This window comes from Segatella baroniae DSM 16972 = JCM 13447, from assembly GCF_000426585.1.
Classification (GTDB): Bacteria; Bacteroidota; Bacteroidia; order Bacteroidales; family Bacteroidaceae; genus Prevotella; species Prevotella baroniae.
Genome location: NZ_AUFQ01000017.1, coordinates 31058 through 46349, shown reverse-complemented (window position 1 = coordinate 46349; position 15292 = coordinate 31058). Strand labels below are relative to the sequence as shown.

Genomic DNA, 15292 nt, shown 5'->3' with positions numbered 1-15292 from the left:
CTTTTGCGGTGACAATCCATCAAATATACTTCAAATGAAAAGAATCCGCACATTTATCACGCTCTGCCTGCTGGCTTTCGGCATGGCGGCCGTGGCCCAGCAGCCCGCCCTCATCCCCGTTCCGAGCAGCGTGGACTGGGCTTCGGGCACCTACACCCTGCCCTCCAAGCAAATCACCATCGGCTGCGGCAGCGCGCAACTGCGCCCCGCGGCCGACTATCTCGCCGCGCTGCTGGCCCGACCGACAGGTTGTCAGGTCAAAGTCAACGACAAAGGCAAAGGCCACATCCGCCTTTCGATGGCCGGACAGGGCGTCGCCGGAGGCTACCGGCTGCGTGTCGACGCGCAGGGCGTGGCCATCACGGGCAACGACTATCGTGGCGTCATCAACGGAATAGCCATCTTGCGCCAGCTCTTCCCCGACGACATCGAGGCCCGCCAGGCTGTCGGCCGCCGCCAATGGGCCTTGCCCCATGTCAGCATTGCCGACCAACCCCGCTTCGAATGGCGCGGCATGGAACTCGACTGCTCGCGCCACTTCTTCTCGGTGGACGAGGTGAAGGAGCTGCTCGACGTGCTCGCGCTCTATAAAATCAACAAGTTCCACTGGCACTTGACCGACGACCAGGGTTGGAGAGTCGAGATCAAGAAGTATCCTTTGCTCACGCAACGCGGCGGCTGGCGCACGTTCAACGACCAGGACTCGGTCTGCATGCGCCGTGCCGTGGTCGAAGACAACCCCGACTTCAACCTTCCCGCCGACAGGATACGCACGAACGAGAGGGGACAGCAGGAGTATGGCGGCTTCTACACGCAGCAGCAGGTGCGCGACATCGTGACCTACGCCAGGACAAGGGGCATTGACGTCATTCCCGAAATCGACATGCCGGGCCACAGCCTGGCCGCCATCGCCAACTACGACGGCCTTTCGTGCTTCCCACAGACGGGCTGGGGCACCGTCTTCACGACGCCCTTGTGCCCCGGAAAGGACAAGATGATTCGCTTCTGCCAAGACGTGTGGAGCGAGATTTTCGACCTCTTCCCCTACGAATACGTACACATCGGCGGCGACGAGGTGGACATGAAGAACTGGAAGCGGTGCCCCGACTGCCAGAAACGCATGAAGGAACACGGCCTGAAGACCGAATCGCAGCTGCAATCGTGGTTCAACCACGAGATGGAACGGTTCTTCAACCGCCACGGACGCACCATGATCGGCTGGGACGAAATCATAGAAGGCGGCCTCGGGGCCACTTCCACCGTCATGTGGTGGCGCACCTGGGCGCCCGACGCCATGAAGCAGACCACCAGCCACGGCAACAAGTTCATCTGCACGCCCAACGTTCCGTTCTACTTGGACTACGACGAGGGTGGCAAATCGCTGAAAAGTCTCTACGCTTTCAACCCGCAGCCCGACAAGCTGACCGACGCCGAGAAGGCACTCGTGCTGGGTGTGCAGGGCAATCTGTGGACGGAGTGGGTGCCGTCGCGCAACCGCATGATGTACATGGCGTTCCCGCGCATGCTGGCCGTGGCCGAATTGGGCTGGAGCAAGCCCGAGAAGATGACGTTCGAGGACTTCAACCGCCGCCTCATCACCCACTACACGCGCCTCCGAAAGCTGGGCGTCACCTATCGTCTGCCCGACCTGACCGGCTTCCACACCACCAATGTCTTCACGGGAGACCGAGGAACGGTCAGCGTCGGCTGCCAGGATCCGCATGCGGTGATACGCTACACCACCGACGGCACGCTGCCCAACGAGCGTTCCCAACGCTATACGGGGCCGTTCGAGATTGACCGCAGCACCGATTTCATCTTCCGCACGTTTGCCGCCGATGGCCGGAAGGACGCCTTCGTCAAGGCTTCCTACCGCAAGGAGACGCCCGCCGAGGCTGTCGAAGTGGCTGACCTGACCGAAGGTCTCAACGCCGAATGGCACGAATACACCGGTGCCGACTGTGCCGGAATCGAGGCCGCGCCCGTCAACGGCTGCTATATCGTGAATGACGTGGTGATTCCCGACAGTGTGAAAGGCAACATCGGCCTCATCATCACAGGCTATATCCAGGTGCCGGAAGACGGTATCTACACGTTCGCGCTGCTCTCCGACGACGGCAGTACGCTGAAAATCGACCACCAAATGGTGGTGGACAACGACGGAGAGCACTCTCCCCGTGAAATCATCGGCCAGCACGCGATGAAAGCCGGGCTGCATCCCATCGAGGTGAAGTACTTCGACCACAACGGCGGACAGCTGCGACTGCGTGTCTACAACGCACAAGGCGACGAGGTGCGGGTGAGCTATTGGGGGGCCGCCAAGCCCTGAACATCCTATCCCTATCAAGCCAAGAGGCTGACAACGCGTCATGACGTGTTGTCAGCCTCTTGGCTTTTATGTTTCATTTCCTTACGACCGGCTTCCGTCAAGCCGGACATCCACGCGCTTCATCCACCATTGTATTCGGCCAGGCAACGGCCCATGCGCTTCAAACCTTCGAGCAATCGTGCCCGCGGGCAGGCGATATTGAGGCGAATGAAGCCCTCGCCGGCACGCCGCCCGTACATCGTTCCGCTGTTGACCATCACCTTGGCTTCCTTCAAGAGCTTGTCCGTCAGTTCGTCGGAAGTGGACTCCAGACCCATCACATCGAGCCAAACGAGATACGTTCCCTCCATCCTGACGACCTTCAGCTTCGGCATTTCCGCCGCCACGAAGTCCTTCACGAGTTCATAGTTGCCATGGATGTAGGCGTTGAGTTCGTCCAACCACTCCTCCCCCGCAGTGTAGGCGGCCTGCAAGGCCAGCACGCCGAACGGATTGACGTCGCACACCTCGTTGATGTTGACGGCGCGGTCGATGCGGCGGCGCACGGCGGCGTCGGCGCAGATGATGTTCGCAATCTGCAAACCCGCTATGTTGAAGGCCTTCGACGGCGAGTTCAGGACGACGCAGTTGTCGCGGCACGCGGCGGACACCGACGCAAAGGGAACGAAGCGGAAGCCCGGCATGACCAGTTCACAGTGTATCTCGTCCGACACCACCTTCACCCCGTGCTTCAGGCAGATGTCGTTCATCCGCTCCAACTCCTCACGCTTCCACACCCTGCCGGCCGGGTTGTGGGGATTGCAAAGCAGGAAGACGGTCGTCTTCTCGTCGGCACACTTGCGCTCGAAATCATCGAAATCGACATGATAGGTGCCGCCTTCATAGACCAACTCGTTCTCCGCCAGCTGGCAACCGCTGTTGGCGATGGAAGAGAAGAAGCAGTTGTAGGCCGGCGTCTGCACGAGCACCTTCTCGCCCGGCAGCGTCAATGCCTTGAGCGCGCAGCTGACCGCAGGCACCACTCCTGTGGTATAAAGGATCCAGTCGCGCTCCAGCGTCCAGCCGTGACGGCGTTTGAACCAGCCGACGATGGCCTCATAATAGCTGTCGGGCACCATCGTATAGCCGAAAATGCCCTGAGCCACGCGTTCCTGCAATGCTTTCGTGATGGCGGGAGCCACCTCGAAGTCCATGTCGGCCACCCACATCGGCAGCACATCGGCGTCAACGGGGCTGTCCCACTTGTAGGAGTTCGTGCCCCGACGCTCTGTCAGTTTGTCAAAATCGTATTTTGCCATTGGAAATGTGAAGTGAGAAGTGTGAAATGTGAAGTGAGAAATGAGAAATGTGAAGTGAGTAGTGTGAAATGAACTATTGGTATTTTCTATCCGTTAGTTCTCCCTCCCTTTGGGAGGGTCGGGGTGGGTTGTTGGGAGGGTCGGAGTAGGCTGTTGTCGCGACTTACGATCTCGCAATCGTGGCCTTTGGCATAGGCGTCGTAGGTCACGCGCCCGACCGCATCGGCCACAATGCGCCCACTGATGGGGTTCTTGATCTCGGTGATGACGCCCTTGATGGTCGCGTCGATGTTGCGGCTGTCCTCGAAGGCACGGTCGCAGGCCGCGTCGAAGGTGCAATCTTCCAGCGTGATACCGTCGAGATAGCACAAAGGTTGCTCGCCGCTGATGTGGCAACGCACGAGTTTCACGTTCTTGGAGTGCCACGCCAGATACTCGCCGTCGAGTTCCGAGTCGTACACCGTCACGTTCTCGCACTCCCAGAAGCTGTCTTTCGTCGTGATCTTGGCATGATGCACCTCCACGTTTTCACAATACTGGAACACGTATTTGGCGTCGCTCACCAGCCCATCTACATAGATGTTTCTTGAAAACATGAAAGGATAGGTGCCCTCGTGCAGCTCCACGTTCTTCAACTTGAGGCCGTCCACCTTCCAGAACGTTTCGTCGGCGTCGGTGATCTTCACGTTTTCCAGCTCCAGGTTCTTCATCTCTCGGAAGAACTTCGGCCCGTCGATCACGCAGTCTTTCATCACCATATTGTCGCTATACCATATCGCCGACCGGCTCTCGGGCGCAAAATAGCAGTTCGTAATGACCGAACCGTCCACATGCCACCAGGGATATTTGCCATAAAACTTCGAGTTGTCACACTCCAAGTGCTTGCAACATTTCACGCCGGACTCGCCGTCTACGATTGTAATACCTTCCAGACGGGTGTCGGTTATCCCAAAGAGTGGACGCTCGCCGCCGAACTCTTGATTCTTGATTATCTCCATTTTTGAATTGAATAAAGTGTTGGTTGGAAAATCATCCTTTCATCATCGCTTGCAAAAGTACAAAAAACATGCCAAACAACGGCAAGCGACAGCCGGATTGCACGCCGACCAATGCAATCCAGTAGAATGCTGACATTTTTTATAATGCGCCGCGCCCGATGACGTCCAAGCCCCTGCAGCGGGTCAGAAGAAGAGCGAAAGGGAGATGAAAAGCGAGTGGGTCATGCTCAAATGGTCGACGCCTCCCACGCGTTTACCTTTATAATACAAGTTGTTGCGGCAGGAATTGATGTCGTAGTTGGACACGCTGTAGCCGATGGAGATGGCTCCGTCGTCGGTACAGAAGCTCAAAGCCGTGCGCACCCGCCAAGCGAGCCACTCGCCGTCGCGGTTCTTCAAGTGGCGACGCGTGTATATTTTCCGACCGTCCATCCCCTTCACGTCCTCGCCAAAAGGCCACGTGTCGACCCACTTGCTGTCGTTGCGGGGAAACGAAAGCACCAGTCCGGGATTGCATTGCAGCATCACACCCACGTTGCGGCGGCGTCCCATCCACCATCTTGGCGTGCGGAAAGCCAGCGAGGGATGGAGATTGAAGCGCACGATGCGGTCGGGATTATACTCCTCACGACCATTCTCCACGCTCGACAGCAGGCCGTCGTTGCCCTTGTTGTCGTCCAACTCCAGCGACAGACTCAAGCCCGCGTAGGTCATCGGATACCAAGCCGCCCCCAATTCCCAGGCCACACTGGCATTGGAACTGACATTGAAGCCCGCCTGCAACGTGGCCGAGAACTTCGGCAGCGGGTCATGTCGGTCATTGACACGGGCAAGTGAATCCAGGTTTACGCGCTGCGCGCCGCACGGCAACAGCCCTATAGTCATGAGAAATACCGACAACATGAAGGTCGGAAAACGCGAATCGTGCTTCATCGTCTACGTTTTTATCAGATTGTTTTCATGCGCCGGCAGGACAAAAGGCCTCCCGCCGACGCTTCACTTTCTATCGCTGATGACGCAGGCGGCGGCCTTTTCCCCCATCATCAGGCCATAAAAGATGGCGGGAGGGGGCAGGTGCGGCGTTAATATATGTAAAACAAGAGCATCGGCGAATCATTTTTCATACTTTTGCAAGGCATAATCAGATGGATTCCACGCATTTTACGGGCATGCGCATTCGCTGTTGAAGACCTGATGGAATCGTCATGACAGAATCACAATGAAAGAAAACAAGCATTCTTTGTTCACGAAAGGCGGAGTCAGCTACCTGATTCCCTTCATCCTCGTCACTACTTGTTTCGCCCTGTGGGGCTTTGCCAACGACATCACCAACCCTATGGTGAAAGCTTTCTCCAAGATTTTCCGCATGAGCGTCACCGACGGCGCCCTCGTCCAGCTGGCTTTCTACGGCGGCTACTTCGCCATGGCGCTGCCGGCAGCCGTCTTCATCCGCCGATACTCCTACAAGGCGGGCATCATGCTGGGCCTGGCGCTCTATGCCGGCGGCGCGTTGCTGTTCTATCCGGCCAAGACAAGCGGCGGCTACTACCCTTTCCTGCTGGCTTACTTCATCCTTACGTGCGGCCTGTCGTTCCTCGAAACGAGCGCAAACCCTTACATCCTGCAGATGGGCCCCGAGGAAACGGCCACCCGCCGGCTCAATCTGGCGCAGTCGTTCAACCCCATCGGCTCGCTCCTGGGCATGTATGTGGCCATGCACTTCATCCAGGCACGCCTCAATCCGATGGACTCCGCCACGCGCGCGACGCTCTCCGACACCGCGTTCGAGGCCATGAAGGCCGACGACCTGGCCGTCCTCATTGCGCCCTATCTCTTCATCGGCGCGACAATCCTGGTCGTCTTGCTGCTCTTCAGCTTCACGCGCATGCCGCGTTTGGGCGACACGGGCAAGGTGGTCGGCGTCAGACAGTCCATCCGCAACGTGCTTTCCATCCGACAATACAGGGACGGCGTAGTGGCGCAGTTCTTCTATGTGGGCGCCCAAATCATGTGTTGGACCTTCATCATCCAGTACGGCACCCGCGTCTTCATGGGCCAAGGCATGGACGAAAAGGCCGCCGAGGTGCTCTCGCAGCAATACAACATCGCGGCCATGGTGCTCTTCTGCGGCAGCCGTTTCGTGTGCACCTTCCTGCTGCGGTTCGTCAACCCCGGCAAGCTGCTGGCCCTGTTGGCCTGCGCGGGTGGGCTGCTCACCGTGGGTGTCATCGTCTTTCAGGACGTCAGGGGGCTCTACTGCCTCATAGCGGTGTCGGCCTGCATGTCGCTGATGTTCCCCACCATCTACGGAATAGCCCTCACCGGACTGGGCGACGACGCCAAATTCGGGGCCGCGGGGCTCATCATGAGCATTCTCGGAGGCTCGGTATTGCCGCCCCTCCAGGCCGCCATCATCGACCAAGGGCGGCTCTTCGGCCTGCCGGCAGTCAACGTTTCGTTCCTGCTGCCGCTGCTGTGCTTCGCCGTGGTGTGCCGCTATGGATGCAGGACATGGCGACTTGCACGCGCATAAGCCCTCCTCCACTTTGTCATCGCAGTCCTTTCGTCATGCAAAAGCAGCCCTTTCACTTTCCAAAAGCAGCCCTTTGAGCAGATGAAAGCAGCCTTTTTACAAGTTGAAAAGGCTGCTTTCATATTTCACCGGAACGTCATTTCACATTCCAAACTTCACATTTCACATTCCAAACTTCACATTTCACGCGAACAACGACTTGAGCACCTCCAGGCTCTTCAGCTGCGGGAAGCCCGGGATGTGCAGCTGATAGTATTTCAGAATCATCTCCGTGAACCAGTTGCGGTACGTGTGCGACATGCGAAACAGGTGCATGTTCTCATACGACATGCGCATGACCTGCTGCAAGCGGGCGGCCTCTTCAGGGCCGAGATAGTCGCCGTGCAAGGGAGCGGCAGCCTCGAACGAACCTTCGCGCAGGTCGAAGAAGTCGCCGTCGGCGTAATCTTCCAGATTGGGAAAGAACCCCACGAACATCGAAAAGCGCAACATGAACACCAAATGGAAGTTGGCATAGCGGTCGGGGCAGGCATCCAGCCACAGCAGACTGCGCAGAATGTAGTCGAACAACGGCCGGTTGTCCTGTTCGCCGCGCGTGGCGTGATTCAGAAACTCGGCCAGAAACATGCAGACGGCCACCTTCTCCATCTCCAACTGCATCGTCGCGTAAGGCCGTTCCACCTGAAAATCGCGCATGCGCAACAAATTCTGGTTGGGTCGGTCGTCAAATTCTATATTTAATAAGGTGAGCGGTTGAAAGTAAAGACGCTTGTGCCGGCTGCTGGGCGAGCTGGATATCGTCGTGATGAAAGAGAGCCTTCCCTTCACCTCCGTGAACAAGTCGACGATCATTTTGCGGTCGCCATACTTCACGTTTCCTATCACAATAGCCCTTGTCTTCGTCATCATACACGGCAAAGATAGGCAAAATAGCACGAAAAATCAACCCTTTACAAAAATAATCGACAGAAAGTTTGGCCGTAATAAAAAAAAGACATAACTTTGCACCCGCTTAAAATAAGTCACACGGTCCCTTCGTCTATCGGTTAGGACGAGAGATTTTCATTCTCTAAAGAGCAGTTCGATTCTGCTAGGGACTACAAATTATAAAGAAAAAGATTCAAACAAAGATGGCAAATCACAAATCTGCATTAAAGAGAATACGTCAGACAAAGACGAGAACTCTGCATAACAGGTATTATGCAAAGACCATGCGCAACGCCGTTCGCAAGTTGCGCGCTCTCGAAAACAAGGATGAAGCTATCAAGCTGTATCCTGCCGTTCAGAAGATGTTGGACAAATTGGCTAAGACAAACATCATCCACAAGAACAAGGCTGCCAACTTGAAGTCGAGTTTGGCCTTCCATATCAACAAGCTCGGCTAACCGCCGGATTTGTGAAAGCCCCGCATACAGGTCGACATTCGAACGAATGCCGACCTGATTTCGTTTCCCCTCCCTCCCCCAATCGAACGGACGCCACACAAAAGCGGCCTGTGGGTGAAGTAGTTTGCAAGCGACGAAGCCCACATGGCGCATTAATGTATTTTAGCGTCCAATCCTATCGCGGTCTATTTATTTTTTAGTATCTTTGCAAGAAATATCACTAAACAGAGAAATGGCAGAGAATCAACACACCGAGGCTAATTATTCAGCCTCGAACATCCAAGTTCTGGAAGGTCTGGAAGCCGTGCGCAAGCGCCCCGCCATGTACATCGGCGACATCAGCGAGAAAGGTTTGCACCACTTGGTGAACGAAACCGTCGACAACTCCATCGACGAAGCGATGGCCGGCTATTGCACCGATATTGAAGTGACCATCAACGAAGACAACTCCATCACGGTCCAGGACAACGGCCGCGGCATACCCGTAGACGAGCACGAGAAGCTCCACAAGTCGGCGCTCGAAGTCGTCATGACCGTGCTCCACGCAGGCGGCAAGTTCGACAAAGGCTCCTACAAGGTCAGCGGAGGCCTACACGGCGTGGGTGTCAGTTGTGTGAACGCCCTCTCAAGTCACATGAAGTCGCAGGTGTTCCGCGACGGAAAGGTCTACCAACAGGAGTACGAAAAGGGCAAACCGCTCTATCCCGTCAAAGTGGTGGGCGACACTGAGCTTCGTGGAACACGGCAGCAGTTCTGGCCCGACCCCACGGTTTTCACCACCACGGTCTATCGTTGGGACATCATCGCCAACCGCATGCGCGAACTGGCGTTCCTCAATGCCGGCATTCGGATAACCCTGACCGACCTACGGCCCGACGATGAAGGCAAGACCAAGCAGGAAGTGTTCCATGCCAAGGATGGTCTGAAGGAGTTCGTGCGCTTCGTCGACCGCCACCGCACCCACCTTTTCGACGACGTCATCTACCTGAAGACCGAGAAGCAGGGTATCCCCATCGAGGTGGCCATCATGTACAACACCGACTACAGTGAGAACATCCACTCCTATGTCAACAACATCAACACCATAGAAGGCGGCACCCACCTCACCGGTTTCCGCATGGCGCTCACCCGAACGCTCAAGGCTTACGCCGAAGCCGACGCCACCATCTCCAAGCAAATAGAGAAGGCGAAAGTCGAAATAGCCCCCGAAGACTTCCGGGAAGGCCTCACCGCCGTCATCTCCATCAAGGTGGCAGAGCCTCAGTTTGAAGGCCAGACCAAGACGAAGCTGGGCAACAGCGAGGTGCAAGGGGCCGTTCAACAGGCCGTGAACGAAGCTTTGGCCAACTATTTGGAGGAACATCCCGACGAAGCCAAGAAGATATGTGAGAAAGTTGTCTTGGCCGCCACGGCGCGAATAGCCGCCCGCAAGGCTCGCGAAAGCGTGCAACGCAAGAACTTCATGACCGGGGGCGGGCTGCCGGGGAAGCTCGCCGACTGCTCCAACAAGGACCCCAAGGAGTGCGAAATCTTCCTCGTCGAGGGCGACTCGGCCGGCGGTTCGGCCAAACAGGGCCGCGACCGCTTCCACCAAGCCATCCTGCCGCTCCGCGGAAAGATTCTGAATGTGGAGAAAGTGCAGTGGCACAAGGTGTTCGAAGCTGAGTCGGTGATGAACATCATCCAAAGTATCGGCGTGCGTTTCGGCATTGACAGCGAAGACAGCAAGGAGGCCAACACCGACAAGTTGCGCTACGACAAGATCATCATCATGACCGATGCCGACGTCGACGGCTCACACATCGACACGCTCATCATGACTTTGTTCTATCGTTTCATGCCGAAAGTCATCCAGGAGGGCCACCTCTACATCGCCACCCCGCCGCTCTACAAGTGCACTTACAAGAAGGCGAGCGAATACTGCTACACCGAACAACAGCGACAGGCCTTCATCGACAAGTACTGCGAGGGCAAGGACGACGACAAGAGCCTGCATACGCAACGCTACAAAGGTTTGGGCGAGATGAATCCGGAGCAGCTCTGGGAAACGACCATGGACCCCAAGACGCGTCTTTTGAAGCAAGTGACGATTGAAAATGCGGCCGACGCCGACGAAATCTTCTCCATGTTGATGGGCGACGACGTGGAACCGCGCCGCCAATTCATTGAGAAAAACGCCACCTACGCCAACATCGACGCGTAGACGGCACGACGACATACCGGGCAAGGCATACTTACACCACGTGAGTATGCCTTGCCTGTTTTACGACCGGCCGACACGCACCGCCACAGAAAGCCCCTTCTTTTCGCCATTCGCCGCCACGTAGCCTCGAAAATATTTGGCAGGCCGAAACGAAATGCTTATTTTTGCAGGGTATCTTAATCCCTAACGACTTATGCGTTTCTCACCACTCCTTTGTCTCTCGTGCCTCGCCATGGCGTTGGGCACCCTCTCCGGCAGTGCCAAGACGCAACCGGACAAACCGCTTCCCTTGCGACTTTGGTATCAGACGCCGGCCCGCTACTTCGAAGAAGCACTGCCCATCGGCAACGGAAAGCTCGGCGCGATGGTCTACGGCGGAGCCGAAACCGACTCGCTGCAGCTCAACGACATCACATTCTGGAGCGGAAAACCCGTCGACCACAATGAAGACAAGGACGCCTGGCGGTGGATCGACCCCATCAGAAAGGCCCTTTTCAACGAAGACTACGCCAAGGCCGACTCGCTGCAGCTGCACGTCCAAGGCCCCAACAGCGCCTATTACATGCCACTGGGCACGCTCTACATGGAAGACCTCAACGCCACGGCCCCCGTCACGGGCTACCGCCGCCAGCTGGACATCGACAGCGCGCTCTGCCGGGTGACCTACCGGCGTGGCGACGTGGACTTCGAGCGCGAGTATCTGGCGTCGAATCCCGACAAGTGCATCGCTGTCAGAATCCGAAGCTCACAACCGGGCAAGCTCTTCCTATGCCTCCGCCTGCAATCGCTGCTCTCCCACACCGTGAAGGCCAGCGACAACCAGCTCACCATGCTGAGCCACGCCACCGGCGACCCGCTGCAAACGATCCACGCCTGCACGATTGTCAGGGCGACGGCCAACGACGGCCGCGTGTCGACGGCCAACGGCAGCCTGCTGATTGAAGGCGCGACCGAGGCTACGGTCTTCCTGGTGAACGAAACCTCGTTCAACGGCTACAACCGACACCCCGTGAGCCAGGGAAAGGCCTACTTTGACCTTGCAACCGATGGCATTTGGCACACGCACAACACTGCTTTTACAATCCTAAAGCAGCGCCATGTCGCCGACTACAGGCAGTTCTTCGGCCGCCTTTCGCTGCAACTCGACGGCGCGAAGCTCGATACGCTACGCACCACCGAGGCCCAACTGAAAGCCTATACCGATCAGAAGGAGAACAATCCCTACCTTGAAACGCTCTACATGCAGTACGGCCGCTACCTGCTCATCAGCTGTTCGCGCACCCCGGGCGTACCCGCCAACCTGCAAGGACTGTGGAATCCCTACCTAAAAGCACCATGGCGCAGCAATTACACCATGAATATCAATCTCGAAGAGAACTACTGGCCGGCAGAAGTTGCCAACCTCAGTGAGATGGCTATGCCGCTATGGGACTTCATGAAGGCTTTGGCCGACAACGGCCGCTACGCCAGTCGCAATTATTATGGTATCAACGAGGGATGGAGCGCAAGTCATAACAGCGACATTTGGGCTATGACTAATCCGGTGGGGGAGAAGCGGGAGAGTCCCGAATGGAGCAATTGGAACATGGGTGGCGCATGGTTGACGCAAGCTGCGTGGGAACATTACGCTTTCACACAGGACAAACAGTTCTTGAAAACACAAGCTTTGCCACTGCTTCAGGGCGCAACCGACTTCATGCTACGCTGGCTTACGCATCATCCCGACAGGCCCGACGAGTGGATTACGGCCCCCAGCACGTCGCCCGAGAACGAATATGTGACGCCCCAAGGCTACCACGGCACCACCTGCTATGGCGGAACGGCCGACCTGGCGATTGTCCGCGAACTGCTCGACAACACGCGTTCGGCACTCGCAACGGCCCCTTCCATCGACCTGCAAGGCGTCAATCAAAGCCTACCCAAGATCATACAAATCGACAAAACGCTCGCCAAGCTCGCCCCCTACACCATCGGTCACATGGGCGACCTGAACGAATGGTACCACGACTGGGACGATTTCGACTTCAAGCATCGCCACCAGAGCCACCTCATCGGCCTCTACCCGGGCCATCAGATCACCCCCGCACGCACGCCGGAGCTGGCCCAGGCCGCCACGAGAAGCCTCGAAATCAAGGGCGACGAGACCACCGGCTGGTCCACGGGATGGCGCATCAACCTCTGGGCACGGCTCCAACGGGCCGACAAAGCCTATCAACTCTACCGCAAACTCCTCACCTACGTCACGCCCGACGGCTACCGCGGCCCCGACCGACGACGCCGTGGCGGCACCTATCCCAACCTCTTCGACGCGCATCCGCCCTTCCAGATTGATGGAAACTTCGGCGGAACGGCCGGCGTCTGCGAGATGTTGCTGCAAAGCGAGTATGCCGTCGACGCGACACCGGCAGTCACCCTGCATCTGCTGCCGGCCCTTCCGTCGACTTGGGGCACGGGGCGCGTGTCCGGACTCTGCGCACGGGGTGGCCTGGAGGTTGACATGACATGGGAGTCGGGCCGCATCGTCAGCGCCACCATCGTCAACAAGCGCGGCTACAAGGGCAAAATCAAAGTCAACTATAACGGCAAGACGCGCGTCGTCAGCCTGAAACCGGGCCGCAGCAAGACCATCCGATGAAAGCGTTGATTGCTTTTGGATTATTCCTGACAAGCCTGTTGGCGGCCCGGAGCCAGAGTTTCGGCACGCATTGGATAGCCAGTCCACAGGTCGACTCCACGTCGCAGGTGTGGTTCAAGCAGTCGTTCGTCCTGCCCCGGCGGCCTCTTCGAGCCATGCTGACGGTGCTTTCCACAGGCTATTTCGCCGTCTACGTGAACAAGTGGAAGGTCGACCTGGCCTCCATCGCGCCCTATCGAGCCTATGGCGACACGCTGGCCAGGGGCGTCTGCTACGACGTGACGCGCTACATGCGGCGCGACACCAATGTCGTGGCCGTGTGGTACAGTCCCGTTTTCCCACATATCGAACCACGCCAGCTGTCGGTTTCGCTCGTCATGACCGACCCGCAAGGCCGCACCCGCACGCTCGAGTCCGACCGGGGGTGGCTCTGTCGCCGTGCCACCCGCCGCCTCAACGCCGACGGCGGCGAAGACATCGACGGCCGCGGCCATCCCGCGAAGTGGAACGAAGCCTTCACCGACCTGGCCCTCTGGCGGCCGGCTGTCGACGCAAAGGCTTTGCCGAGCGTGGGATACAGGCTGGAAGAGCGGTTCAGGCCGCAGCTGAAAGCGCATCGCAGGCGGTCGCAGAACTACTTCGACCTGATGGGTGACACCGTCTTTTACGAGTTCGGGAGGGGATTCTACGGCACCCTGCGCGTCACATTGCGCGACGCCCGCCCCGGACAGGTCATCCATATCGGCAACATCACCTACACTTGCAATGGCAAGACCGACGAACAAGCCATCTCACGCTTTGCCCCCGGGTTCTACAGAAGGGTGCCCATCTGGGGCGACAGCAGGTTCGACAACAAACAGATACAGCATGTCGAGGCCGTCGAAGTGGCCCCCGCCTGGCCCGACTTCTAAGCTTTTTGCAGCAGGTCGGACCAGTCCGCCCCGCCAGACCACCCCTACCATCCCCCATTTTCCATCAAGTGAAGCCCCATCCATCAACCCAATGCCTATGACCAGCACCAACATTGAACCCATCTCGGTGGAATCCGCCTTGCAATTCTACCAAGGAAGCCACATCGACAACGACCTGTTGCTCATCGACGAGGTGGCCGAAATCCCGCTGCCCAGCGACCCCCGACGGATGAAAAGCCTGCTGATGGCACTCTGCCTGCAAGGCAAGGCCCAGTACACCGTCGACACGATAGAATACAAGGTGAAGCCCAACGACATCATCCTCATCAGCAACGGCCAGGTGGTGGACGACTACCTGCTGAGCCGCGACTGCAGCGGCATCGCCATCATGGTGTCGTATGACTTCTACCGCGACATCGTTTCCGACGTGCACGAGCTGTCTTCACTCTTCATCTTCTCGCGCAACCACCCCGTCGTGACGCTTTCCGAGGACGAGTCGAACATGATCATGCGCTATTACCGCATGCTGAAGAACAAGGTGGACGACAACGGCCACCACTTCCGGCGCAACGTCGCCCGCTCACTGCTGTCCACCGTGTTCTACGACGTCAGCAACTCACTCTACCACATCATGAACACCAAGGAGGCAAAGCCTTCCCGTGCCGACAAGATATTCAAGGAATTCATCCAACTGGTCGAAGCGAACTTCCGGGAGAAGCGCCGCGTCGGCTGGTACGGGGCGCAGCTCTGCATCTCGCCCAAATACCTTTCCGAGACCATCAAGGCCATCAGTCACCAGACGCCCAACGAGTGGATAGACCGCTATGTGGTGCTCGAAATCCGCAACCAACTGCGCAACACCACCAAGAGCATTAAGGAAATCGCACAAGACATGCACTTCCCCACCCAGAGTTTCCTGGGCAAATACTTCAAGGAGCATGTCGGCGTGAGCCCCACCGAATACCGGCGAGGCTGACACAGGGCTGTTTCGTAATCTGGA

10 protein-coding genes and 1 pseudogene are annotated in these 15292 nt (G+C 57.6%); 7 read left to right on the top strand and 4 right to left on the bottom strand.

Features of this window, described 5'->3' with window-relative positions; all coding sequences use genetic code 11:
- Window positions 1-34: 34 nt before the first annotated feature.
- A complete protein-coding gene (locus K334_RS0110590; RefSeq protein WP_027444935.1) occupies window positions 35-2329 on the top strand; it encodes a family 20 glycosylhydrolase in 2295 nt (764 codons plus the stop codon).
- Window positions 2330-2448: 119 nt separating this feature from the next.
- Here K334_RS0110590 and K334_RS0110585 read toward each other — a convergent pair whose 3' ends face one another.
- From K334_RS0110585 to K334_RS0110575, 3 genes and pseudogenes are all read right to left on the bottom strand, one after another.
- Window positions 2449-3627, bottom strand: a complete 1179-nt coding sequence (locus K334_RS0110585) for a MalY/PatB family protein (protein WP_025881346.1) — start codon at window positions 3625-3627, stop codon at window positions 2449-2451.
- A 158-nt stretch (window positions 3628-3785) separates the two neighbouring features.
- A pseudogene (locus tag K334_RS13915) lies at window positions 3786-4625 on the bottom strand (DUF3737 family protein); the annotation flags it as partial.
- A gap of 183 nt (window positions 4626-4808) precedes the next feature.
- Window positions 4809-5558, bottom strand: a complete 750-nt coding sequence (locus K334_RS0110575) for a hypothetical protein (protein WP_154655598.1) — start codon at window positions 5556-5558, stop codon at window positions 4809-4811.
- Window positions 5559-5844: 286 nt separating this feature from the next.
- Here K334_RS0110575 and fucP point away from each other — a divergent pair, with 286 nt between their 5' ends.
- The gene (gene fucP, locus K334_RS0110570) at window positions 5845-7158 is read left to right on the top strand and encodes an L-fucose:H+ symporter permease (protein ID WP_027444934.1); all 1314 of its coding nucleotides are present in this window, start codon (window positions 5845-5847) and stop codon (window positions 7156-7158) included.
- A 183-nt stretch (window positions 7159-7341) separates the two neighbouring features.
- Here the strand turns inward: fucP and recO are convergent, their stop codons facing one another.
- Complete coding sequence (recO, locus tag K334_RS0110565) at window positions 7342-8067, bottom strand: DNA repair protein RecO (RefSeq protein WP_025881343.1); 726 nt, start codon at window positions 8065-8067, stop codon at window positions 7342-7344.
- A gap of 221 nt (window positions 8068-8288) precedes the next feature.
- On the opposite strand from recO, the gene rpsT reads away from it, so the two are divergent.
- The 5 genes from rpsT (at window position 8289) to K334_RS0110540 (ending at window position 15268) form a co-directional block, all read left to right on the top strand.
- The gene (gene rpsT, locus K334_RS0110560; RefSeq protein ID WP_021588619.1) at window positions 8289-8543 is read left to right on the top strand and encodes a 30S ribosomal protein S20; all 255 of its coding nucleotides are present in this window, start codon (window positions 8289-8291) and stop codon (window positions 8541-8543) included.
- 232 nt (window positions 8544-8775) lie between these two features.
- Complete coding sequence (gene gyrB / locus K334_RS0110555; RefSeq protein ID WP_021588611.1) at window positions 8776-10746, top strand: DNA topoisomerase (ATP-hydrolyzing) subunit B; 1971 nt, start codon at window positions 8776-8778, stop codon at window positions 10744-10746.
- 193 nt (window positions 10747-10939) lie between these two features.
- Window positions 10940-13381 carry a glycoside hydrolase family 95 protein gene (locus K334_RS0110550; RefSeq protein ID WP_027444933.1) on the top strand — a complete coding sequence of 814 codons (2442 nt, stop codon included), beginning with the start codon at window positions 10940-10942 and terminating at the stop codon, window positions 13379-13381.
- On the top strand, window positions 13378-14292 hold the full coding sequence (locus K334_RS0110545; RefSeq protein WP_025881341.1) for an alpha-L-rhamnosidase N-terminal domain-containing protein: 915 nt from the start codon (window positions 13378-13380) through the stop codon (window positions 14290-14292). Before K334_RS0110550 ends, K334_RS0110545 begins: the two co-directional genes overlap by 4 nt.
- A 97-nt stretch (window positions 14293-14389) precedes the next feature.
- Window positions 14390-15268: a helix-turn-helix domain-containing protein gene (locus K334_RS0110540; protein WP_027444932.1), complete on the top strand. Its 879-nt coding sequence runs from the start codon at window positions 14390-14392 to the stop codon at window positions 15266-15268.
- Window positions 15269-15292: the final 24 nt, after the last annotated feature.

Bases quoted from the DNA above. Each gene is read 5' to 3' on its own strand.
- K334_RS0110590 (WP_027444935.1), top strand. From the start codon at position 35: ATGAAAAGAATCCGCACATTTATCACGCTCTGCCTGCTGGCTTTCGGC.
- K334_RS0110585 (WP_025881346.1), bottom strand. From the start codon at position 3,627: ATGGCAAAATACGATTTTGACAAACTGACAGAGCGTCGGGGCACGAAC.
- K334_RS0110575 (WP_154655598.1), bottom strand. From the start codon at position 5,558: ATGAAGCACGATTCGCGTTTTCCGACCTTCATGTTGTCGGTATTTCTC.
- fucP (WP_027444934.1), top strand. From the start codon at position 5,845: ATGAAAGAAAACAAGCATTCTTTGTTCACGAAAGGCGGAGTCAGCTAC.
- recO (WP_025881343.1), bottom strand. From the start codon at position 8,067: ATGATGACGAAGACAAGGGCTATTGTGATAGGAAACGTGAAGTATGGC.
- rpsT (WP_021588619.1), top strand. From the start codon at position 8,289: ATGGCAAATCACAAATCTGCATTAAAGAGAATACGTCAGACAAAGACG.
- gyrB (WP_021588611.1), top strand. From the start codon at position 8,776: ATGGCAGAGAATCAACACACCGAGGCTAATTATTCAGCCTCGAACATC.
- K334_RS0110550 (WP_027444933.1), top strand. From the start codon at position 10,940: ATGCGTTTCTCACCACTCCTTTGTCTCTCGTGCCTCGCCATGGCGTTG.
- K334_RS0110545 (WP_025881341.1), top strand. From the start codon at position 13,378: ATGAAAGCGTTGATTGCTTTTGGATTATTCCTGACAAGCCTGTTGGCG.
- K334_RS0110540 (WP_027444932.1), top strand. From the start codon at position 14,390: ATGACCAGCACCAACATTGAACCCATCTCGGTGGAATCCGCCTTGCAA.